Origin of the sequence: Pseudomonas californiensis (genome assembly GCF_021147775.1) — a bacterium.
Classification (GTDB): domain Bacteria; phylum Pseudomonadota; class Gammaproteobacteria; order Pseudomonadales; family Pseudomonadaceae; genus Aquipseudomonas; species Aquipseudomonas californiensis.
In genome coordinates this window covers 95,084-115,249 of sequence record NZ_JAGTPK010000012.1, presented here as the reverse complement: position 1 = coordinate 115,249, position 20,166 = coordinate 95,084, and the positions used below count along the sequence as shown (strand labels likewise).

Sequence of the window (20,166 nt, the reverse complement as noted above, 5' to 3'; positions counted from 1 at the left end):
AATACCCTTGGACTCAAGCATGCCTTCTCGTTTTACCCATCGCCCGCAGTTGCGCCAACTCATCGCCGCATCCAGCCTTATCGCGTTGGTAGCATGCGCAGAAAAACCCACTGCAGCCGATGCCACGCCTCTCCAAGCCAGCAAAGCCCAGACAGCCTCCCCCGCCGTGGCGCCAACGCCCGCACTGGTTGTCGATGACACCCTGACAATTCAACCCGCCGTCAGCTTCAGCGAATGGCAGGCTGGTTTTCGCGTGCAGGCCCTGAAAGCGGGTATCCGTGCAGATATCTTCGATCAGGCGTTTGCTGGTGTCACGCCAGACATGAGCGTAGTGAAAGCTGACCGCAGCCAGCCGGAGTTCAGTCGCCCGGTCTGGGAATATCTGGATGGCGCAATTTCTGCAGCACGGGTTCGCAAAGGACAGGCGCTGCTTTCGCAGTACGCGGATGACCTGCAAAAGATCGAGCAGCAATACGGCGTTGATCGTCAGGCGCTGGTAGCGGTCTGGGGCATGGAGAGCAACTTCGGACAATTCCAGGGTTCGCAGTCGGTGATCCGCTCGTTGGCGACGCTGGCCTATGAAGGTCGCCGTCCAGGCTTTGCCCAGAGCCAACTGCTCGCGGCACTGGAAATTCTGCAGCACGGCGATATCACGCCTGACAGGATGCTCGGTTCCTGGGCGGGCGCCATGGGCCAGACACAGTTCATCCCCACGACTTACAACACCCACGCTGTCGACTTCGATGGCGATGGCCGGCGCGACATCTGGAACACGCCGGCAGACGCACTGGCGTCTACCGCTCATTACTTGCAAAGCTCCGGCTGGCAGCGCGGTCAGCCGTGGGGGTTCGAGGTAGTGCTGGGCTCTGGCTTCGACTACGCACTGGCCGACGCGTCAACACGCAAGAGTCTGGCCGAATGGCAGCAACTGGGTTTGAAGCAGCCAGACGGCTCGGCAATTCCGGTTGCGGCCAGTCAACAGCAGGCCGCCCTGTTGTTACCAGCGGGCTACCGCGGCCCAGCGTTCCTGGTACTGGACAACTTCCGCGCGATCCTCAAGTACAACAACTCGACCTCCTACGCTCTGGCGATCAGCCTGCTGTCTGACCGTTTCAAGGGCGCAGGCTATGTGATGGGCAGCTGGCCACGCGGGGACCTGCCGCTGAGCCGCTCTGAGCGCATTGAGCTGCAAACCCTGCTCTCGGCGCGCCAGTACGATGCAGGCGCGCCAGACGGCATTATCGGCGCCAATACCCGCAAGGCCATTCGTAGCGCCCAGCAATCGTTCGGCTGGCCTGCCGACGGTTACCCGACCCACGAGCTGCTGAACAACCTTCGCAAGCCGCAATAAGGCGTCACCCGAGTCACAAGGCAGCCAAGGCTCCGATACTCGAGACCGACTTGCCTTTTCGCAGGCCATAAAAAACGGGCCAGGTATCGCTACCTGGCCCGTTTTGCATTGCCTTTCACATTGTCAAAGCATGCATCAAAGCATGGCTTTGGCGATCTTGGCCTGTTCGTCAGCGTGGTACGAGGAACGCACCAGCGGACCCGACGCAACGTTCTTGAAGCCCATCTTGTAACCTTCTTCGGCGAACCAGGCGAAAACGTCCGGGTGCACGAAGCGTTGCACGGGCAAATGGTTGCGCGAAGGTTGCAGGTACTGGCCCAGCGTAAGCATGTCGATATCGTGCTCGCGCATGCGCTGCATGACTTCGATCACTTCTTCATCCGTCTCGCCCAGACCCAGCATCAAACCGGACTTGGTCGGTACGTGCGGCACCATTTGCTTGAAACGCTGTAAAAGGGTCAGCGACCACTGATAGTCAGAACCAGGACGTGCGGCCTTGTACAGACGCGGCACGGTTTCAAGGTTGTGGTTGAACACATCAGGCGGCTCGGCAGCGGTGATTTCCAGCGCTACGTCCATGCGACCACGGTAGTCGGGCACCAGCGTCTCCAGCTGAATGCCCGGCGACAGCAGGCGGATCTCGCGAATGCAGTCGGCAAAGTGCTGAGCACCGCCGTCACGCAGGTCATCACGGTCAACCGAAGTGATCACCACGTACTTCAGACGCAGATCGGCAATGGCCACTGCGAGGCTCTTCGGCTCGTCGGTATCAAGTGCCTTGGGACGCCCATGGCCTACGTCACAGAACGGGCAACGACGGGTGCAGATGTCGCCCATGATCATGAAGGTCGCGGTGCCGCCGGAGAAACACTCGCCCAGGTTAGGGCAGGATGCCTCTTCGCAGACGCTGTGCAATTTATGTTTGCGCAGCAGTTGCTTGATACGGTCGACTTCCGGAGAAACCGGGATACGCACACGAATCCAGTCGGGCTTCTTCGGCAGATCAACAGTCGGAATGATCTTGACCGGGATGCGCGCAACTTTTTCGGCACCGCGCAGCTTGACGCCCGCTTCGACTTTCGGACGGGCCACGCGCTCGGAAACGTCGAGCGTCGGGATCAGGGTTTGCACGGTGTCAGTCATATTTGTTTATTCCGCCCGTAAGGGTCGCCTGTTCAGCGTATTCGAGATGTGTGACGAGCTGCGCGCGCAGCCGGACACCTACCTCGGGAAATTCTATCGGTCCTGCCTGATCGCTCAGTTGGGTCATCGCAAGCCCCGCATAACCACATGGGTTGATGCGGCGGAACGGCTCCAGGTCCATGTCGACGTTCAACGCCAGACCATGGAATGAACAACCGTTACGAATGCGCAGCCCGAGCGACGCGATCTTTGCGCCGTCGACGTAAACACCGGGCGCATCGGCTTTGGCCGCTGCCGTCACGCCATAGGTGTCGAGCAGCGCTATCAGCGTGTTCTCGATCCGGGTCACCAGATCACGAACACCGAAACCAAGGCGCCTGACGTCCAGCATCAGGTAAGCCACCAATTGGCCGGGGCCATGATAAGTCACTTGGCCGCCACGATCGACCTGTACGACAGGAATATTGCCCGGCAGCAGCAAATGCTCTGGCTTGCCAGACTGGCCTTGTGTGAAGACTGGAGGATGTTGCACCAGCCAGACTTCGTCCCCTGCCTCGCGATCACGACCGTCGGTGAAGCGCTGCATGGCATGCCAGGCGGTTTCGTAATCGATCAACCCGAGATCACGAAAGCCCAGAGTGCCACTCATCAGAGCACCATGTGCACGACACCCGTAGCGCGCAGAGCACTATTGATATCGCGCAACTGGTCTTCGCTCGTGGCGATGATGTGCAGTTGTATGGTGGTGTATTTGCCGTTACTGCTCTGACGCTCGGCCAGGCTGTCGATGTCGATTGTGGCGTGCCTGTCCAAAACCTCGATAACAGCATCCTTGAAGCCCACGCTGGTGTCGCCAATCACTTTGATCGGATAGTCGGCGCAGGGGAATTCGATTTTGTGCGACTTGACGTCGGTATCTGTCATGGCAGTAAAGGTCTCACAAGCCGTGACGACGGACACGCGGCCCGCTCAGATCATGAGCAGGCCGCGAGAAGGTCGGCATTGATTACTAAAGGGTCAGTTGAACAAGCCGTAGAAGAACAGACGGATGCTATCCCAGACGCGGCGGAAAATGCCACCTTCCTCGACGGCCTCGAGCGCAATCAGATTAGCGGTGTGAACCACCTTGTCTTCCATCTTCACTTCAACCTTGCCGATCACGTCGCCCTTGGCGATTGGCGCAACCAGCTGTGGGTTCATGGTCATGCTGGCGGTGAGCTTCTTCATCTCGCCCTTTGGCATGGTCATGCTCAGATCTTCAGCAAGACCTGCCTTGACCTGACGCGAAGTGCCCTTCCAGACCGTCGCCTGAGCCAGCTCGGTGCCCTTCTGGTAGAAGTTCTGGGTTTCGAAGAAGCGGAAACCGTAGGTCAGCAGTTTCTGGGTTTCAGCTGCACGGGCCTGCTCACTGTTGGTGCCGAACACCACCGCGATCAGACGCATGCCGTCACGCACAGCCGAAGACACCATGCAGTAGCCTGCTTCTTCGGTGTGGCCGGTTTTCAGACCATCAACGGTCTTGTCACGCCACAACAGCAGGTTGCGGTTAGGCTGCTTGATGCCGTTCCAGAAGAACTCTTTCTGCGAGTAGATCGCGTAGTGAGCCGGGTCTTCGTGGATGATCGCGCGAGCCAGTCTCGCCATATCGTGAGCAGACGAGTAGTGCTCAGGGTTCGGCAGACCGGTCGGGTTCATGAAGTGGCTGTTGGTCATGCCCAGGTCACCAGCAGTCTTGTTCATCATGTCGGCAAATGCATCTTCGCTGCCTGCGATGTGCTCGGAGATCGCAACGCTGGCGTCGTTACCCGACTGGATGATGATGCCGTGCAGCAGATCGCTGACGGTCACCTGACTGCCCACTTTGATGAACATCCGCGAACCACCGGTACGCCAGGCGTTCTCGCTGATGGTCACCGGGTCGTTCTCGCCGATCTGGCCACGACGGATTTCCAGGGTCGCAATGTAAGCCGTCATCAGCTTGGTCAGGCTCGCAGGCGCCAGGCGCTGGTCGCCGTTGTTCTCGACCAGGACGTTGCCGCTGGTGGCATCCATCAGCACGTAGGCCTTGGCGGCCAACTGTGGTGCGGCAGGCGTCATCTGCTCTGCGGCCCAGGCAGCCGGGGCGATAAACAGCGGTACAAGCAGGCACAAACGTTTTGCAAAGGTGGTGATGTTCATCCGTCTCTCGAAAATGCTAATGGGCAAACATGCCCTTGCGGGCAAAGCTGAACAGGCCGGCGAAGCGCGGGCGCTTCGGTACGGCTCGTGGCGCCAGGCTCGAACCCTGGCTGACAAAGTCGCCTGTTCTACACACGACCTTGTGGGCAGTTACCTGCAGCGCCTGCTCAATGGCCATGCGCGCTGCATATGACTGCATTTCGCCCTCCATTGCTGCCGGAGGACGAATGTAAATGTGTTACTGATCCGATGTCACGACGCTCGGCTGACCCAGATTGGCTGACCTGACGCTGTTCTGCAGCTGCTGGGCTTCACCCTGCGTGTCGATCGGTCCCATCCGGACCCGGTAGAGCGTTTGCTGATTGCGTGCTATCGAGCTCACGAAAACCGGCGCTCGAACCATCCCGCTCAGCTTCGATCTCAGGAGTTCCGCAGCGTCCGGGTTGGCGAAGGCTCCCACCTGGAGAAACAGCCCAGCGGCTTGTCCTGAAGCGTTTTTTTTTGCGTCAACCTGCAACGGCACGACGGGCGCGGCGTGTTGCTGGGGTGGCGGGGTGTACTGCTCGACAGTTCCGGTGGACGTGGTCAGCGCAGGCGCTGATGCCTGGGCGACTACTTGCGGCTGATTGAGCATCAACGGCGCCGGCCTACCGCGTTGCGCCCACCACTCTTCAGGGTCAATGCCTTCGACCTTGACCCTGGCAGTACCGGTTTCGGCGTACCCGAGCTTTTTCGCGGCGGCATACGACAGGTCGATGATGCGATCCGAGTAGAACGGCCCACGATCGTTGACGCGCAGGATCACGGTACGGTTATTGTCCAGGTTGGTCACTTTCACGTAGCTGGGCAGCGGCAGCGTTTTATGCGCCGCACTCATGCCGTACAGGTCATAAACCTCGCCGTTGGCGGTGTTCTGACCGTGAAACTTGGTGCCATACCAGGAAGCCGTGCCCGAAGCGACATAGCGCTTGGACTCGCTCATCGGGAAATAAGTCTTGCCCAGCACAGTATAGGGGTTGGCCTTGTAGGCACCCGTGTGCAGGGTCGGCGTAGCGTCGGGAATACGCGACACATCGACGTCCCACCACGGCGCACCGTCCTTGTGGGCACGGTTGATGTCCAGCCCCGGCATGGCGCGAACCACAGCACCACCCTTCGGCGGCTGAGTCGTGCGCGAAGGAGACGAACAACTGGCGATCAACAGGGCCAGCCCGCTCAATGCCAGCAGCTTCAGGGTACGAATCGGCATTGCCCGCATTACTTGACGCCTCGAGCTTGAACCAACGATTCAGACAGCTGATACACGGCCATGGCGTACATCACACTGTGGTTATAACGAGTAATTGCATAAAAATTGTTCAAACCCATCCAGTATTCCGGCCCATTGGCGCCTTCGAGGCGAAAAGCCGTCACCGGCAAGTCGTCGCGCAGCGCATCATGACTCGCCCAGCCCAGGCCTCGCAACTCCCCAACGGACATGACAGGGTCAAGACCAGGACTCAAGCCCTCATCCACACGGTCACCACGCGCTGTCGCGAGACTGACGACCTGCTGACCCGCGACCCAGCCATGGCGCTTGAAGTAGCTGGCGACACTGCCAATGGCATCATCCGGGTCGGTCCAGATATTGATGTGACCGTCACCGTCGAAATCCACGGCGTAAGCGCGAAAACTGCTCGGCATGAACTGCGGCAAGCCCATTGCGCCAGCGTAAGAGCCTTTCAGAGTCAGCGGATCGACCTGCTGCTCTCGCGCCAGCAAGAGAAACTCGCGCAGCTCCTTGCGGAAAAACTGAGCACGCGGCGGGTAGTCGAAGCCCAGCGTCGACAAGGCATCTATCACACGATAATTGCCGGTATTACGACCAAAAAACGTTTCTACGCCAATGATTGAAACGATGATCTGCGCTGGCACCCCGTATTCTTGCTCGGCACGCGTCAGAGCGGCTTCGTGCTGACGCCAGAAATCAACACCGCGGGCAATGCGCGCGTCGGTGATGAACATTGGCCGGTATTCTTTCCACTGCTTGACCCGCTCGGCAGGACGGGAAATTGCGTCGAGGATCGGCTGTTTGCGCTCTACCTCACGAAACAAGCTCATCAATTGCTCGCCGGCAAACCCGTGATCACGGGTCATTTCACCGACAAACTCCGCGACCTGAGGCGAACCCTCATAGTCTCCGGCAAGAGCCTCCTGCACTGATCCAAGGATGCCCACAAGGCCGACCACCGGAGCATATCGAGCCCAGCTACGCATTGCTTGCATTGACTTGTTCACCTTAATCAAACCTGAGCGATCCATTTACGATGTGTGTGGATCGACATCAAAACCCCAAACGCTGACAGTAGGGTCACGAGCGAAGTTCCGCCGTAACTAATAAAGGGCAGCGGTACGCCCACGACCGGCAGCAGGCCACTGACCATACCGATGTTGACGAAAACGTAAACAAAAAACGTCATGGTCAGCGCACCGGCGAGCAGTTTTCCGAACAGCGTCTGCGCTTGGGCGGTAATCACCAGACCGCGACCAATCAACAATAGATAGATGATCAGCAGCGCACAGATCCCCACCAGACCGAATTCCTCACCCAGCACGGCAATGATGAAGTCGGTGTGGCTTTCCGGCAGAAAGTCCAGGTGCGATTGAGTCCCCAGCAGCCAGCCCTTGCCGAAGACACCGCCTGAACCGATGGCAGCCTTGGATTGAATGATGTTCCAGCCGGTGCCCAACGGATCGCTCTCCGGGTCCAGGAACGTCAGGACCCGCTGCTTCTGGTAGTCGTGCATGAAGAAGAACCACATGGCCACCGCTGCCGGAACGGCTGCCGCCAGCACGCTGATGATCCAGCGCCAGCGCAGACCTGCCATGAACAAGACGAAGGCACCGGACGCAAGGATCAGCAGCGAGGTACCCAGGTCAGGCTGGCGCACGATCAAGATGAACGGTACGCCGATCAGCGCAAGGCTCACCACCACATGTTTGAGGTGCGGCGGCAGGGTGCGTTTGGACAGATACCAGGCAATGGTCGCTGGCATGATGATCTTCAGAAACTCGGACGGCTGGAAGCGAATCACCCCGGGGATGTTGATCCAGCGGGTCGCGCCCATGGCGTTATGCCCCATCACATCCACCACCACCAGCAACAGCACGCCGAGGACATAAAGCACCGGCACCCAGCGCGCCATGAAGCGCGGCTCAAGCTGAGCGATGACGATCATCGCCACCAGACCGATGCCGAACGAACTGGCCTGTTTGATCAACAGATCCCAGTTCTTGCCGCTGGCGGAATACAGCACAAACAGGCTGCCGGCTGCGAGGGTCAGCAACAGGATCAGCAGAGGACCGTCGATATGAATGCGCTGCAGGAAGGTGGCGCGACGGCGCATCACATCTTCGCTGGACAGGATGCGGTCGAAATTACTCTTCACGGGCCGCAGCCTCCAGATTCAGGGAACCGGCGTACTCGGGCTTGAGCTGGCCGTTCTCGTCAAGCAGCCAGGCATCCATGACCTGACGCACAACAGGTGCAGCGACGCCGGAGCCGGACTCGCCGTTCTCTACCATCACTGCCACTACGATCTTGGGATTGTCGGCGGGCGCGAAGCCGACGAACAGGGCGTGGTCACGATGACGTTCCTGAACCTTGGTACGGTCGTATTTTTCACCCTGCTTGATCGCCACGACCTGGGCCGTACCGCTTTTTCCGGCGATACGATACTGCGCGCCAATGGCGGCCTTGCGGGCCGTGCCTCGGGCGCCGTGCATCACTTCCTGCATCCCGTGATTGACGCGTCCCCAGTTGGCCGGGTCGCGCAAAATAATGTCAGGCATCGGGTTTTCGTCGACCGGTGGCTTGCCTTCAACGGTCCGGGCCAGATGCGGCCGGTTCCAGACGCCCTTGTTGGCGACCAGCGCAGTTGCTTGCGCCAGTTGCAGCGGCGTTGCCTGCATGTAGCCCTGGCCAATACCCAGAATCAGGGTTTCGCCCGGGAACCATGCCTGGCGGCGGGTCGCACGCTTCCAGTCTCGCGATGGCATCAGCCCGGGTGACTCTTCGAACATGTCCAGCGAGACTTTTTGGCCGATACCAAACTTGTTCATGTAGATCGAAAGACGGTCAATGCCCAGCTTGTGGGCCAGGTCGTAAAAATAGGTGTCGTTGGAGCGCATGATTGCCGTGTCCAGATCCACCCAGCCATCGCCGGTCCGGTTCCAGTTTCGGTATTTGTGGTCGTAATTGGGCAACTGGTAAAAGCCTGGGTCGAACACCCGAGAACCCGGCGTCACCACGCCAGCATCAAGCCCGGCAATGGCCACAGCTGGCTTGATCGTCGAGCCGGGCGGGTAAAGACCGCGCAGAATCCGGTTGAACAGTGGTCGATCAATGGAATCGCGCAACTCGGCGTAGGCCTTGAAGCTGATGCCGGTCACAAACAGGTTCGGATCGAAACTGGGCGCGCTGACCATCGCCAGTACTTCGCCCGTTTTCGGGTCCAGCGCAACCACAGCGCCACGGCGCCCGGCAAGGGCCGCTTCGGCCGCTTCCTGCAAGTTGATATCCAGGCTCAAGACAATGTCTTTGCCGGGGATCGGGTCAGTTCGCTTGAGCACACGCAGCACTCGACCACGGGCGTTGGTTTCGACCTCTTCGTAACCCACCTGGCCGTGCAGCTCGGCTTCGTAGAAACGCTCGATACCGGTTTTGCCAATATGGTGGGTGCCGCTGTAGTTGATCGGATCAAGGCTCTTGAGCTCCTTCTCGTTGATCCGACCCATATAGCCCACAGAATGCGCAAAATGCGGACCCTGTGGGTAATGCCGGACCAATTGCGCAACTACCTCGACGCCGGGCAAACGGAACTGGTTGACCGCCACCAGGGCAATCTGCTCCTCGGTCAGTTCGAACAGGATCGGCACGGGTTCAAACGGCCTGCGCCCCTGCTTCATACGTTTTTCGAAGATGATGCGGTCATCAGGTGTGAGTTGCAGCACCTCAACAATGGTGTCGAGTACCTGAGACCATTCGCCGGAGCGTTCGCGGGTAACAGTCAGGCTGAAACTGGGACGGTTATCCGCCACAACAACACCGTTACGATCATAGATCAGGCCACGACTGGGCGGAATCGGCTGGACGTGAACACGGTTGTTTTCTGAAAGGGTCGAGTGGTAGTCGTACTGAATGACCTGCAAAAAATACAGACGGGCAACCAGCACGCACACCAGCAACATGACCGCCACAGCACCGAACACGACCCTGCCGCGCACCAGGCGTGCGTCTTTTTCATGGTCTTTTAGGCGGATCGGTTGAGACATTTAGGCCGTGTTCACAGTAAAAACAGTGCTACTTGTGATAAGGGTGCCCGGACAGAACTGTCCAGGCGCGATACATCTGTTCACCGATCAGAATGCGCACCAGCGGATGCGGTAAGGTCAGCGGCGACAAGGACCAGCGTTGTTCGCTGCGTGCACAGACTTCCGGTGCCAGCCCTTCGGGGCCGCCTACCATCAGGTTCACCGTGCGCGCATCCAGACGCCAGCGATCAAGCTCGACCGCCAGCTGTTCGGTGCTCCACGGTTTGCCATGCACTTCCAGCGTCACGATTCGCTCGCCCGGCTGCACCTTGGCCAGCATCGCCTCGCCTTCCTGACGGATAAAGCGTGCGACGTCGGCATTCTTGCCACGGGTGTTGAGCGGAATTTCCACCAGTTCAAGCGCAAGCTCGGAAGGCATACGCTTGGCGTACTCGTGCCAACCCTCTTCTACCCACTTGGGCATGCGCGAACCAACGGCAATCAGACGCAAACGCACAATAAAGCCTTATTCGTTACCTGGGGTGTGGTGCGCAGCGCTGGCTGCACGGCTTTGCTCGGCACCCTGCCACAGACGCTCAAGGTCGTAGAACTGGCGAGCAGCAGCCGTCATCACGTGCACGATCACATCGCCCAGGTCCAGCAGAACCCAGTCGCTGTCACCCTTGCCTTCTTCGCTCAACGGCATCAGGCCAGCGGCCTTGACGTCTTCACGAACCTTGTCCACCAGCGCGTTCAGCTGGCGATTGGAGGTACCGGTGCAGATCAGCATGTAGTCGGCGATGCTGGTCTTGTCACGCACATCGATAGCCAGGATGTCTGCACCCTTGACGTCTTCCAGTGCTGCTGTTGCCAGCTTCACGACTTCTTCACTGCTCATTTTTTGCTTTGTCATATAAAACTCATTCAGCTCGTATGTGTGGAACCGTCCAGACGCTTATCGATAAAAGCAGTTTTCAGGACGGTCCATCAGTGTTCGGCACACGGTAAAGCCCGTGCACGTCGATATAGGCCAGTACCGCGTCTGGCACCAGAAAACGTACCGACTTACCGCTGGCCAGCAGTTGACGGATCTGGGTGGCAGACACTGATAAAGGTGTCTGCCAGACGAATGTAATGTGTCCGCCCGGCCCTTTCAGGGCCTTGGCATCGCTGACTGCACGTGCCGCCAGCAGGTTGCGCAAGGCATCCGGCGACTCGCTGTCTGCGTCCGGGCGTTGCAGCACCACGATATGGCAGTGCTCCAGCAACTCTTCCCACCGATGCCAGGAGGGCAGCCCGCAAAAGGCATCCCAACCCAACAACAGGAACAACTGGTCCTGAGGCGTCAACTCGGCACGCATCGATTCCAGTGTGTCGAGGGTATACGACGGTTTGTCCCGCTTCAGTTCACGGTCATCCACCGTCAGCGGTGACACACCAGCAACCGCACTGCGGACCATCGCCAGACGGTCCTCGGCAGTAACGCTCGGCATGTCGCGATGGGGTGGCCTGGCGCTGGGCGTCAGGCGCAACTCATCGAGTTTCAGCAGTTCAGCCACCTCAAGCGCGCCGCGCAGGTGCCCGATATGAACCGGATCGAACGTGCCCCCGAGCATGCCGATACGTCTGGGCATCGCTGCCGTGGGCTCGCTCAAGTCAGGCTTGCCCGCGCAATTGACCGTCACCGATCACAATGTACTTCTCACAGGTCAGGCCTTCGAGGCCAACAGGACCTCGGGCGTGCAGCTTATCAGTTGAGATGCCGATCTCGGCACCCAATCCATATTCGAAGCCATCGGCGAAGCTGGTCGGTGCGTTGACCATGACCGAACTTGAGTCGACTTCCGCCATGAAACGGCGGGTCTGACCCTGATGATCCGACACGATGGCATCGCTGTGATGCGAGCCATAGTGGTTGATGTGTTCGATGGCTTCATCCAGCCCGGTAACGATTCGAATGGACAGGATCGCTGCCAGATACTCGGTATTCCAGTCATCTTCGGTCGCAGGGACTGCGTCGATCAGGTCGCGAGTGCGCTCGCACCCGCGCAATTCAACACCCTTCTCGCGAAACTGAGCGGCCATTGGCGGCAGAAAATCGGCGGCGATGGTCTGGTCGACCAGCAACGTTTCCATTGCGCCACAGATGCCATAACGATAGGTCTTGGCGTTGAAGGCAATTTTCTGTGCTTTCGACAGGTCGGCGTGGGCGCTGACGTATACGTGGCAAATGCCGTCCAGATGCTTGATGACCGGCACACGAGCGTCACGACTGACACGCTCGATCAGGCCCTTGCCGCCGCGCGGAACGATGACGTCCACGTACTCGGGCATGGTGATCAGCGCGCCAACAGCGGCGCGATCAGTGGTTTCGACCACTTGCACCACGGCAGCGGGCAGATCAGCTTCGGCCAGACCGCGCTCAATGCAGGCTGCAATCGCCCGATTGGAATGAATGGCTTCCGAGCCGCCACGCAAAATGGTCGCGTTACCCGACTTCAGGCAAAGGCTGGCTGCATCGATGGTAACGTTTGGACGTGACTCATAGATGATGCCGACAACACCCAGCGGCACACGCATCTTGCCTACCTGAATACCCGACGGCCTATAGCTCATGTCGCGGATGGCGCCTACCGGGTCCGGCAGACTGGCAACCTGACGCAACCCGACGATCATGCTGTCGATACGTGCGGGGGTCAGGGCCAGACGCTCAAGCATCGCAGGCTCAAGGCCGCTGGCCTGACCATTGGCCAGGTCCAGCGCGTTGGCGGCGGACAGCTCGGCACGTGCTTCGTCAAGAGCGGCTGCGGTGGCGAGCAAAGCGCGGTTTTTCTGCGCGGTGCTGGCACGGCCAATCACTCGCGAAGCATCGCGGGCAGCGCGACCCAGGCGGGTCATGTAGTCAAGAACGGACTCAGTCATGGTCTCAGAGGTCTTGGCAGAGAGGAAAGCGGCCGATTATAGCTGTCGGGCCGCGCGAACGACAGCGCAGACAGGCGGATGGTCGATAACAGTGCGCAGATTTCTGCAACTCTCGGCACTTCTCGCGCTCCATCAACGCCTGATGGCACCGGCCGATCACGAAGCAACGCACTGCATGGCGAGGGAAACGATTGGACAGGACTTATTGAAAGCCCGTCATTTTCAGAAACAACAAACTCGGCTCCCATGACACATTCAGCTGCAATTCAAGCTGTGCTTGTTATTATCGGTCACCTTTCGATCTCATCAGTCAGCCTATGCCAGTTGCCCTTCCCGACAGTTTCTTCAACCGAGATGCCCAGCTTCTGGCGCGTGATCTGCTGGGCAAGGTCATCAGGCACAAAGTCGGCGACTTATGGCTTGCGGCCCGGGTGATTGAAACCGAAGCGTATTACTTCGAGGAAAAAGGCAGCCATGCGTCATTGGGCTACACGGAAAAGCGCAAGGCACTGTTTCTCGACGGTGGCCATATCTATATGTATTACGCCCGAGGCGGCGATTCGTTGAATTTCAGCGCGCAAGGGCCGGGCAATGCCGTGCTGATCAAGTCGGCCTACCCCTGGACCGATGCTATCAGCGATGAAAATGCGTTGGCGCAAATGCAACTGAACAATCCAGACGCCAGCGGGGCAACCCGCTCGCCGCAACGCCTGTGCGCGGGCCAGACGCTGCTGTGCAAGGCGCTGGGTCTCAAGGTGCCCATGTGGGACGCCAAACGCTTCGATCCCCTCAGGTTGCTGGTCGAGGATGTCGGCCAGACACCGGAGCGCATTATCCAGACAACACGGCTGGGCATACCCACAGGCCGTGACGAACACTTGATGTACCGCTTTGTCGACGCCGATTACGCCCGTTTCTGCACACGGAACCCTCTCAGACGTGGTCAGGTCGAAGGCCGCGACTACTTACTTCTCGATCAAGGAAACTGACCCATGGGCGACCTGCTCAATGGCATGACCGGCTGGCTGACAGCGAACCCCTCGTGGGTTGCTGCTGCGATTTTCCTGGTGGCATTTATCGAGTGTGTTGCGATTGTCGGCATCGTCGTGCCGGGCACCGTTATCATGTTTGCCATCGCTGCGCTGGCAGGCAGCGGCATATTGCCGTTGAGCGAGGTGCTGCTGCTGGGCTTCCTGGGCGGACTGCTCGGCGACGCAGTGTCGTATTTCATCGGTCGACGGTTTCACCAGAACATTCGCCAATTACCCGGCCTGCGCACACATCCCGAGTGGATGACCGGAGCCGAGTCCTATTTCCATCGCTACGGTATTGCGAGCCTGCTGGTGGGCCGGTTCATCGGCCCCCTGCGCCCCATGCTGCCGATGATTGCCGGCATGTGCGACATGCCGTTCCCGCGCTTTGCCGCCGTGAGCGTGATCGCCGCAGCGGGTTGGTCCATTGTGTACCTGATGCCCGGATGGGCCACCGGCGCTGCGATTCGCCTGCCGCTGCCTGAAGGTTTCTGGACCGAGGCCGCAATTGTGGGTGCCGGTCTTGCGCTGTTGTTCGGCCTGAGCATTCAAAGCAGTCTGCGCAAAAAGCGCTATGCGACCCGGCTTATTTCCGCAATCAGCATGATCCTGGTCGCCGCGCTGTTCATTGGCTGGCCTTACCTGAACGATTTCGACAACGGCCTGATGACGCTGGTGCAGGAGCATCGCAGCGAGGCCGCCCAGAATATCGTGATTCTGGTCACCAGCATTGGCGACTTCAAAGCCCAACTGCTGGCAGCTTCGGTGCTGATCATCGTGTTATTGATCGCCAGGCAATGGCGTCATGCGGCCTTCGCGCTGGCTGCGACATTGGGCACCGCGATGGCGAACGGTACGTTGAAGATGCTTTTCGCCCGCGCACGACCCGAAGTACTGCTTGATCCGCTCAGCACCTACAGCATGCCCAGCGGACACAGCTCTGCATCGTTCGCGCTGTTCATGACACTCGCTGTGCTGGCCGGACGGGGGCAACCTGTGCGGTTGCGTTTGACATGGCTGCTGGTGGGCGGGATTCCCGCGCTGGCGATTGCCCTGTCACGGGTGTACCTGGGCGTGCACTGGCCGACGGATATTCTGGCCGGGATGCTGCTGGCATTCTGCGTGTGCGCGGCCAGCCTGACCATTATCCAGCACCGCGAAGCGTTGCCGGCCATGTCCGCCAAAGTCTGGTGGCTGATTATACCGGCCCTGACCGCTCTGCTCGGCACGTTCGCCGTGCACGCCTTGTCGCACGGGGTACTGCGTTACCAGTATTGATGCCCGTGAAACACATTCGCCTGGACGGGAACGCCCAGTCCAGGCCGACGCGACGCTCGAAGAAAAATCACGCCTGCAAGTCACCCTGCATTTCATCGAGCAATTCCTGAATGGCGTCCAGACGCTCTTCGGGATCGTCGATTTCCAGCAGTTCGACCTTGTCCTCTTCACTGAAAGGCAGCAGATAGGCCAACTGGTTGGACAGCGAATGCTGACCGCTGGCCGTCACGCCCATATTCAATGAGGCCACCATCGGGTGTTCCGCCAGCGCCTCGAGCAACGCGACGAGATCGGCGTCTTCTTCTTGCAAAGGCCGCTCTTCAGGGTCGTCCAGCCACTCGACGTTTGCCACCAGCAACTGGTCGCGCTGGGTCTCTGCGCCGACCACCCGGAAGCGACGTCCGCCGATGACCCGAATCCCCAGCAAACCGTTGTCCTGCTGCTGAAAATCCTGGACCAGCGCTTCACAGCCGATCAGCGAGTAGCCGCTCGGGGATGAACCCACTTCGCTGCCCTGGGTTATGCAGACCACACCGAACCCTTCGCCCTGCTTCATGCAGCGACCGATCATGTCCAGATACCGCGCCTCGAATATCTGCAGATCGAGCACGCACCCAGGGAAAAGCACAGCGTTCAATGGAAACAAAGGCAACGTCATAAAAAGCCCCTCTAAACGACCAACGACATTGCCAACGGCAGGAACAGTGCCGTTGCAACACCCATCAAACTCATTGCCAACGCAGCAAAAGCCCCCGATTCCTCGCCTTCCTGCAGGGCCACCGACGTCCCAACTGCGTGAGCCGTCAAACCCAGCGCCATGCCGCGAGCCGCATGGTTCTGTACACCAGCGAGCGACAGTAGACCGGGGCCGAAAATGGCACCAAATACGCCTGTGATCAACACAAAAACCGCTGCCAGCGCCGCAACCCCGCCCATTTGCTCAGCCACCAGCATGGCGATGGGCGACGTCACTGACTTGGGCGCCATGGTCATCAGAATCATGTGGTCAGCCCCGAACAGCATTCCAAGCCCTACACACAAGGCGGTAGCGAAAACGCCGCCAATCACCAGCGTAGTTAAGGTTGGCCAGAACAACTGTCGAATCCTGCGCAGATTCAGATAAAGCGGCACGGCCAGCGCGACCGTGGCAGGTCCCAGTAGAATCCCCAGTATTTCGGTGGTTTTACGGTATTCGGTGTAATCAAGGCCGCACGCCAACAGGATACCGATGACCACAATCATCGACACCAGCACCGGCTGCAGAAACAGCCAGCGCGTTTTTTCATAAGCCGCCATGGCCAGTTGATAAGCGCCGAGTGTAATTGCGATGCCGAACAGCGGGTGATGGATCACCGACATCCAGGCGCCATGCCAGTCCAGGTTCATGGCTGCTCCTGACGGCGCGCCTGACGCTCGATGAGTTTCTGCATCAACCAGCCGACGAAGGTCAGTGAAATCATCAGCGACAGGGACAGCGTGCCGAAAATGGCCCAGAAGTCCTCGGCGATCGCAGCGGCATAGACCATCACGCCGACAGCAGGCGGCACCAGCAACAATGGCAAATAACGCAGCAGACTGCTTGCGGCCATGCTGACGGGCTCACTCACTTCGCCACGCACCATCAGATAGATCATCAGCAGCACAAGACCGATGATCGGCCCTGGCAACATCGACAGAAACAGATGATTAAGCGCTGTTCCCAACAACTGGAACAGCACCAGCCATGTCAAACCCCGTAGCAGCATGGGAACTCCAGCAGAAAAATCGAACCCGGCGAATTCAAGGCCGCATTATAAACACGCCTCGTCGGCTGCTATGAGCAGGTATTCGCATTCATGACGTTGCTTGACCAACCGACAACCCTCTGCTGATCTTGTCATCCGCCCTCAAGCAGTACTGATGAGGGCCACAGCAGTGTGTGACACCACATCATGATCAGGGAGAGTGATATGCCTTTTGTACCTGTTACAGAGCTCACGAACTACATCGGCAAGGAACTGGGATGTTCCGACTGGCTGACCATCGATCAAGAACGCATCAACCTCTTCGCTGAAGCGACCGGAGACTTTCAGTTCATTCATGTCGACCCGGTAAAGGCCGCGCAAACGCCGTTTGGTGGAACCATCGCCCACGGCCTGCTCTCGCTGTCACTCATTCCCAAGCTGATGGAAGACCTGCTGGTCATGCCCGAAGGCATGAAGATGGTGATCAACTACGGACTGGACAGCGTGCGTTTCATCCAGCCGGTACGTGTCAATTCCAGGGTGCGCCTGAAGGTACAGTTGACGGACGCGACCGAGAAAAAGCCTGGCCAATGGTTGCTCAAGGCCACCACCACCATGGAGATCGAAGGTCAGGAAAAACCTGCTTTTGTAGCTGAACCTCTGTCCATGTGCTTCGTGTAATACGTCTGAAACACGAAACAGTCGTTACAGACTGTTTCGTCTCGCTTACTCGCTGCGGCATACTCCCTTGCGGTTGTGACACCCACATCTGCTGAAGCAGAGTCAGGCTGGAAAGCCTGGGTCACGCCCGGAATCATTTTCTTGGGATCTCACATGCGCGCGCTTGCTCCACTGGCTTTGACACTCTTGATCGCAGGCTGCGGTGATGGCGAATCACTGCTGCCCCCTGATGGCCGCCTGCCCGACGGCGGACGCTACCGTGGTGACCTGGTCAACGGACTGCTGCAGGGCCAGGGTCGCATTGATTACCCCAATGGCAGCTGGTATCAGGGCCAGTTCGAACACGGCGTGTGGCAAGGCGCTGGCGAATGGCACGCCAGCAATGGCGATGTCTACAAAGGCAGCTTCGAACAAGGTCTGTTCAGTGGTCAAGGCAAGCTGAACAGCAGCAATGGGACCAGCTATGTGGGTGGCTTCAAGCTGGGTCGACGCGATGGCGAAGGCACTTTCAAAGACAAGGGCCTGCTTTACCGTGGCCAGTTCAAGGCCGGGCAGTACGACGGTGCTGGCCGGCTCGAGCTGGAAGATGGCAGCCAGCATCAGGGGCAGTTCGCACACGGCAAGGCCAACGGTGAAGGTGTGCGCAGCGACGCCAGCGGCAATCAATACAGCGGTAAATTCGTCAACGGTCTGCTGCAAGGCAACGGCAGCTTCACCAGTGCTGACGGCGATCAGTACGTCGGCAGCTTTCGCAATAGCCAGCTGGACGGCAAGGGTCGCTACGAAAACAGCGATGGCGATGTCTGGAGCGGTGACTTCAAGGAAGGGGCGCTCACCGGCAAAGGCGAGTTGATCGGGTCCGATGGCAGTCGCTATCAAGGCGACTTCAACAACTGGCGCTTCGAAGGCCAGGGTCATCTGTTATTGGCCGATGGCAGCCGCTACGTGGGCCAGTTTGCCGACGACACCTATCAGGGCGACGGCACGCTGACCTCGCCGGACGGCCAGGTGCAGCAGGGCATCTGGGCAAACGGGCAACGCATACGCGACGCAAAGGGCAAATTGCTCCCGGACATGCTGGAAGCTGGTCTGCTCGCCCAGGGCGCGCTGCTTGAAAAGGCGCTGGCCTCGGTGCCGGTTTCGACCCCTGTACCCGAGCTTTACAGCCTGGTAGTAGCGGGCGACGGCAAGCAAAGCGTGTTCCTGCGCGAAGCCGATTACGTCAGCAACTTACTGGCCTCGAGGTTTGGCGCAGTCGGGCAGATCAGTCTGGACAATCACCGTGATCACATGGACGATCGTCCCATGGCGACGCGCGAATCCATTACCCGCGCAGTACAAACCCTCGCCCAGCGCACCGGACCGGAAGACCTGGTGTTCATCTATCTGACCAGCCACGGCACTCAGGACCACGAACTGGTGCTCGATCAACCGCGTCTTTCGCTCGCCGACCTGCCAGCCGATGCACTGGCCGCAGCACTCGCGCCACTTAAAAACCGTGACAAGGTGGTGGTTATTTCCGCCTGCTATTCGGGCGGTTTCATCCCGGACCTTAAAGACGAGCGGACGATGATCATAACGGCGTCGCGCGCAGACCGCGTGTCCTTCGGGTGCTCGGAGGAGGCCGACTTCACGTATTTTGGCGATGCACTATTTGGCAAGGCGCTGGTCGAAACGGATGACTTGCAGCAGGCATTCAGTGAGGCCAGAGACTATGTGGCGCAGCGAGAAATCGAAGACAATTTCGAGGCCTCAGAGCCACAGATATGGGCTCCAAAAGGCGTTATTGCCCGTTGGCAACTGCTGCGCAAGAATCAGGCCGAACGCGCGTTGAATACGACGTTGACTCGCAAGGAAGCGAAGACCTCCACTAGCCGCTAGGCTTATCCGTATCAAGGGAGAAACATTATGTACTTGACGCCGCAACACATCCTGCTTGCAGGGGCCACTGGCCTGACGGGTGAGCACTTGCTGGATCGCCTGCTTAACGAACCGACTGTCAGCCGTGTATTGGCGCCAACCCGTCGTCCGCTCGCAGAGCACCCTCATCTGGAAAACCCTGTCGGCGACGTCAATGCCCTTCTGTCGTCACTGGACGGCCAGGTCGATATCGCCTTCTGCTGCCTGGGAAGCACCATCAAGCAGGCCGGTTCACAGGATGCCTTCAAAGCCGTCGATCTGGATCTGGTCGTGGCTTTCGCCAGACGCGCACGCGAACTGGGTGCCCGGCATTTTCTGGTCGTGAGCGCCATTGGCGCAGACGCAACATCGAGTGTGTTTTATAACCGTATCAAAGGTGAGATGGAGCAGGCGCTCCGTGCTCAGGGCTGGCCGCAGCTAACCATTGCCCGCCCATCGCTGCTGGTCGGCAATCGCACTGAAACCCGCTGGGTTGAACAACTCGCGGCCCCTATTGCCAAGCTGATACCCGGCAAATATGGCGCCATAGAAGCCTGCCAACTGGCACGTGCCATGTGGCGACTGGCGTTGGAAGAGCAGGCGGGCGAGCGGATTGTCGAGTCGGATGAGCTTCGCAAGCTGGGCAAATAACGGCTCGTACGAGCGA

The 20,166-nt window shown here is 59.0% G+C and carries 22 protein-coding genes; 6 read left to right on the top strand and 16 right to left on the bottom strand.

All coding sequences use genetic code 11. The features are described from left to right. Nucleotides 1-19 precede the first annotated feature (19 nt). Nucleotides 20-1,351 (top strand): lytic murein transglycosylase, encoded by a 1,332-nt coding sequence (locus tag KDX37_RS14130; RefSeq protein WP_231653293.1) that lies wholly within the window; start codon nt 20-22, stop codon nt 1,349-1,351. Nucleotides 1,352-1,486: 135 nt separating this feature from the next. Here the strand turns inward: KDX37_RS14130 and lipA are convergent, their stop codons facing one another. The 13 genes from lipA to KDX37_RS14065 all read right to left on the bottom strand — a co-directional run bounded on the left by lipA (nt 1,487) and on the right by KDX37_RS14065 (nt 12,886). After that, nucleotides 1,487-2,494 (bottom strand): lipoyl synthase, encoded by a 1,008-nt coding sequence (gene lipA, locus KDX37_RS14125; protein ID WP_231653292.1) that lies wholly within the window; start codon nt 2,492-2,494, stop codon nt 1,487-1,489. Continuing rightward, nucleotides 2,487-3,143 carry a lipoyl(octanoyl) transferase LipB gene (lipB, locus tag KDX37_RS14120; protein WP_231653291.1) on the bottom strand — a complete coding sequence of 219 codons (657 nt, stop codon included), beginning with the start codon at nt 3,141-3,143 and terminating at the stop codon, nt 2,487-2,489. Before lipB ends, lipA begins: the two co-directional genes overlap by 8 nt. After that, nucleotides 3,143-3,418 carry a DUF493 domain-containing protein gene (locus KDX37_RS14115; RefSeq protein WP_231653290.1) on the bottom strand — a complete coding sequence of 92 codons (276 nt, stop codon included), beginning with the start codon at nt 3,416-3,418 and terminating at the stop codon, nt 3,143-3,145. Before KDX37_RS14115 ends, lipB begins: the two co-directional genes overlap by 1 nt. 93 nt (nt 3,419-3,511) lie before the next feature. After that, on the bottom strand, nt 3,512-4,672 hold the full coding sequence (locus KDX37_RS14110; RefSeq protein ID WP_231653289.1) for a D-alanyl-D-alanine carboxypeptidase family protein: 1,161 nt from the start codon (nt 4,670-4,672) through the stop codon (nt 3,512-3,514). A 16-nt stretch (nt 4,673-4,688) separates the two neighbouring features. Next, complete coding sequence (locus KDX37_RS14105) at nt 4,689-4,871, bottom strand: hypothetical protein (RefSeq protein ID WP_231653288.1); 183 nt, start codon at nt 4,869-4,871, stop codon at nt 4,689-4,691. Nucleotides 4,872-4,910: 39 nt separating this feature from the next. Then, nucleotides 4,911-5,930, bottom strand: coding sequence for a septal ring lytic transglycosylase RlpA family protein (locus tag KDX37_RS14100; RefSeq protein WP_231653287.1), 1,020 nt, complete (start codon nt 5,928-5,930; stop codon nt 4,911-4,913). Continuing rightward, nucleotides 5,930-6,937, bottom strand: coding sequence for a lytic murein transglycosylase B (gene mltB, locus KDX37_RS14095; RefSeq protein WP_231653286.1), 1,008 nt, complete (start codon nt 6,935-6,937; stop codon nt 5,930-5,932). Before mltB ends, KDX37_RS14100 begins: the two co-directional genes overlap by 1 nt. Before the next feature lie 17 nt (nt 6,938-6,954). Then, nucleotides 6,955-8,058 carry a rod shape-determining protein RodA gene (gene rodA, locus KDX37_RS14090; RefSeq protein ID WP_231653371.1) on the bottom strand — a complete coding sequence of 368 codons (1,104 nt, stop codon included), beginning with the start codon at nt 8,056-8,058 and terminating at the stop codon, nt 6,955-6,957. A gap of 31 nt (nt 8,059-8,089) precedes the next feature. After that, nucleotides 8,090-9,985, bottom strand: coding sequence for a penicillin-binding protein 2 (gene mrdA / locus KDX37_RS14085; RefSeq protein WP_231653285.1), 1,896 nt, complete (start codon nt 9,983-9,985; stop codon nt 8,090-8,092). A gap of 28 nt (nt 9,986-10,013) precedes the next feature. Beyond that, complete coding sequence (rlmH, locus tag KDX37_RS14080) at nt 10,014-10,481, bottom strand: 23S rRNA (pseudouridine(1915)-N(3))-methyltransferase RlmH (protein WP_002555336.1); 468 nt, start codon at nt 10,479-10,481, stop codon at nt 10,014-10,016. 9 nt (nt 10,482-10,490) lie between these two features. Beyond that, a complete protein-coding gene (gene rsfS / locus KDX37_RS14075; RefSeq protein ID WP_231653284.1) occupies nt 10,491-10,877 on the bottom strand; it encodes a ribosome silencing factor in 387 nt (128 codons plus the stop codon). A gap of 61 nt (nt 10,878-10,938) precedes the next feature. Continuing rightward, a complete protein-coding gene (gene nadD / locus KDX37_RS14070; RefSeq protein WP_231653370.1) occupies nt 10,939-11,598 on the bottom strand; it encodes a nicotinate-nucleotide adenylyltransferase in 660 nt (219 codons plus the stop codon). A gap of 22 nt (nt 11,599-11,620) precedes the next feature. Then, nucleotides 11,621-12,886 carry a glutamate-5-semialdehyde dehydrogenase gene (locus KDX37_RS14065; protein ID WP_231653283.1) on the bottom strand — a complete coding sequence of 422 codons (1,266 nt, stop codon included), beginning with the start codon at nt 12,884-12,886 and terminating at the stop codon, nt 11,621-11,623. A 317-nt stretch (nt 12,887-13,203) separates the two neighbouring features. Between KDX37_RS14065 and KDX37_RS14060 the strand changes: the two genes are divergently transcribed. Both KDX37_RS14060 and KDX37_RS14055 read left to right on the top strand, forming a co-directional pair. Then, nucleotides 13,204-13,875, top strand: coding sequence for a DNA-3-methyladenine glycosylase (locus KDX37_RS14060; protein ID WP_231653282.1), 672 nt, complete (start codon nt 13,204-13,206; stop codon nt 13,873-13,875). Between the two features lie 3 nt (nt 13,876-13,878). After that, a complete protein-coding gene (locus KDX37_RS14055; RefSeq protein ID WP_231653281.1) occupies nt 13,879-15,195 on the top strand; it encodes a bifunctional DedA family/phosphatase PAP2 family protein in 1,317 nt (438 codons plus the stop codon). Nucleotides 15,196-15,262: 67 nt separating this feature from the next. Here KDX37_RS14055 and KDX37_RS14050 read toward each other — a convergent pair whose 3' ends face one another. Genes KDX37_RS14050 through KDX37_RS14040 form a run of 3 tightly spaced genes read right to left on the bottom strand, consistent with a single transcriptional unit; the run spans nt 15,263 to nt 16,940 of the window. Further along, the gene (locus tag KDX37_RS14050; protein ID WP_231653280.1) at nt 15,263-15,853 is read right to left on the bottom strand and encodes an LON peptidase substrate-binding domain-containing protein; all 591 of its coding nucleotides are present in this window, start codon (nt 15,851-15,853) and stop codon (nt 15,263-15,265) included. 11 nt (nt 15,854-15,864) lie between these two features. Next, nucleotides 15,865-16,575: an LrgB family protein gene (locus KDX37_RS14045; RefSeq protein WP_231653369.1), complete on the bottom strand. Its 711-nt coding sequence runs from the start codon at nt 16,573-16,575 to the stop codon at nt 15,865-15,867. A 2-nt stretch (nt 16,576-16,577) separates the two neighbouring features. After that, nucleotides 16,578-16,940, bottom strand: a complete 363-nt coding sequence (locus tag KDX37_RS14040) for a CidA/LrgA family protein (protein WP_231653279.1) — start codon at nt 16,938-16,940, stop codon at nt 16,578-16,580. 204 nt (nt 16,941-17,144) lie between these two features. On the opposite strand from KDX37_RS14040, the gene KDX37_RS14035 reads away from it, so the two are divergent. From KDX37_RS14035 to KDX37_RS14025, 3 genes are all read left to right on the top strand, one after another. Further along, nucleotides 17,145-17,600: a MaoC family dehydratase gene (locus tag KDX37_RS14035; RefSeq protein WP_231653278.1), complete on the top strand. Its 456-nt coding sequence runs from the start codon at nt 17,145-17,147 to the stop codon at nt 17,598-17,600. 153 nt (nt 17,601-17,753) lie between these two features. Next, nucleotides 17,754-19,481, top strand: a complete 1,728-nt coding sequence (locus KDX37_RS14030) for a C13 family peptidase (RefSeq protein WP_231653277.1) — start codon at nt 17,754-17,756, stop codon at nt 19,479-19,481. Between the two features lie 27 nt (nt 19,482-19,508). After that, nucleotides 19,509-20,150 (top strand): oxidoreductase, encoded by a 642-nt coding sequence (locus KDX37_RS14025; RefSeq protein WP_231653276.1) that lies wholly within the window; start codon nt 19,509-19,511, stop codon nt 20,148-20,150. Nucleotides 20,151-20,166 lie beyond the last annotated feature (16 nt).

Excerpts from the sequence above, each read along its gene's own strand:
- KDX37_RS14100 (WP_231653287.1), bottom strand. The coding sequence starts at position 5,930 with ATGCGGGCAATGCCGATTCGTACCCTGAAGCTGCTGGCATTGAGCGGG.
- KDX37_RS14115 (WP_231653290.1), bottom strand. The coding sequence starts at position 3,418 with ATGACAGATACCGACGTCAAGTCGCACAAAATCGAATTCCCCTGCGCC.
- KDX37_RS14110 (WP_231653289.1), bottom strand. The coding sequence starts at position 4,672 with ATGAACATCACCACCTTTGCAAAACGTTTGTGCCTGCTTGTACCGCTG.
- rsfS (WP_231653284.1), bottom strand. The coding sequence starts at position 10,877 with ATGACAAAGCAAAAAATGAGCAGTGAAGAAGTCGTGAAGCTGGCAACA.
- KDX37_RS14060 (WP_231653282.1), top strand. The coding sequence starts at position 13,204 with ATGCCAGTTGCCCTTCCCGACAGTTTCTTCAACCGAGATGCCCAGCTT.
- KDX37_RS14035 (WP_231653278.1), top strand. The coding sequence starts at position 17,145 with ATGCCTTTTGTACCTGTTACAGAGCTCACGAACTACATCGGCAAGGAA.
- KDX37_RS14065 (WP_231653283.1), bottom strand. The coding sequence starts at position 12,886 with ATGACTGAGTCCGTTCTTGACTACATGACCCGCCTGGGTCGCGCTGCC.
- mltB (WP_231653286.1), bottom strand. The coding sequence starts at position 6,937 with ATGCAAGCAATGCGTAGCTGGGCTCGATATGCTCCGGTGGTCGGCCTT.
- rodA (WP_231653371.1), bottom strand. The coding sequence starts at position 8,058 with ATGCGCCGTCGCGCCACCTTCCTGCAGCGCATTCATATCGACGGTCCT.
- KDX37_RS14040 (WP_231653279.1), bottom strand. The coding sequence starts at position 16,940 with ATGCTGCTACGGGGTTTGACATGGCTGGTGCTGTTCCAGTTGTTGGGA.
- mrdA (WP_231653285.1), bottom strand. The coding sequence starts at position 9,985 with ATGTCTCAACCGATCCGCCTAAAAGACCATGAAAAAGACGCACGCCTG.
- lipB (WP_231653291.1), bottom strand. The coding sequence starts at position 3,143 with ATGAGTGGCACTCTGGGCTTTCGTGATCTCGGGTTGATCGATTACGAA.
- KDX37_RS14030 (WP_231653277.1), top strand. The coding sequence starts at position 17,754 with ATGCGCGCGCTTGCTCCACTGGCTTTGACACTCTTGATCGCAGGCTGC.
- KDX37_RS14050 (WP_231653280.1), bottom strand. The coding sequence starts at position 15,853 with ATGACGTTGCCTTTGTTTCCATTGAACGCTGTGCTTTTCCCTGGGTGC.
- KDX37_RS14105 (WP_231653288.1), bottom strand. The coding sequence starts at position 4,871 with ATGCAGTCATATGCAGCGCGCATGGCCATTGAGCAGGCGCTGCAGGTA.
- lipA (WP_231653292.1), bottom strand. The coding sequence starts at position 2,494 with ATGACTGACACCGTGCAAACCCTGATCCCGACGCTCGACGTTTCCGAG.
- KDX37_RS14055 (WP_231653281.1), top strand. The coding sequence starts at position 13,879 with ATGGGCGACCTGCTCAATGGCATGACCGGCTGGCTGACAGCGAACCCC.
- KDX37_RS14025 (WP_231653276.1), top strand. The coding sequence starts at position 19,509 with ATGTACTTGACGCCGCAACACATCCTGCTTGCAGGGGCCACTGGCCTG.
- nadD (WP_231653370.1), bottom strand. The coding sequence starts at position 11,598 with ATGCCCAGACGTATCGGCATGCTCGGGGGCACGTTCGATCCGGTTCAT.
- KDX37_RS14130 (WP_231653293.1), top strand. The coding sequence starts at position 20 with ATGCCTTCTCGTTTTACCCATCGCCCGCAGTTGCGCCAACTCATCGCC.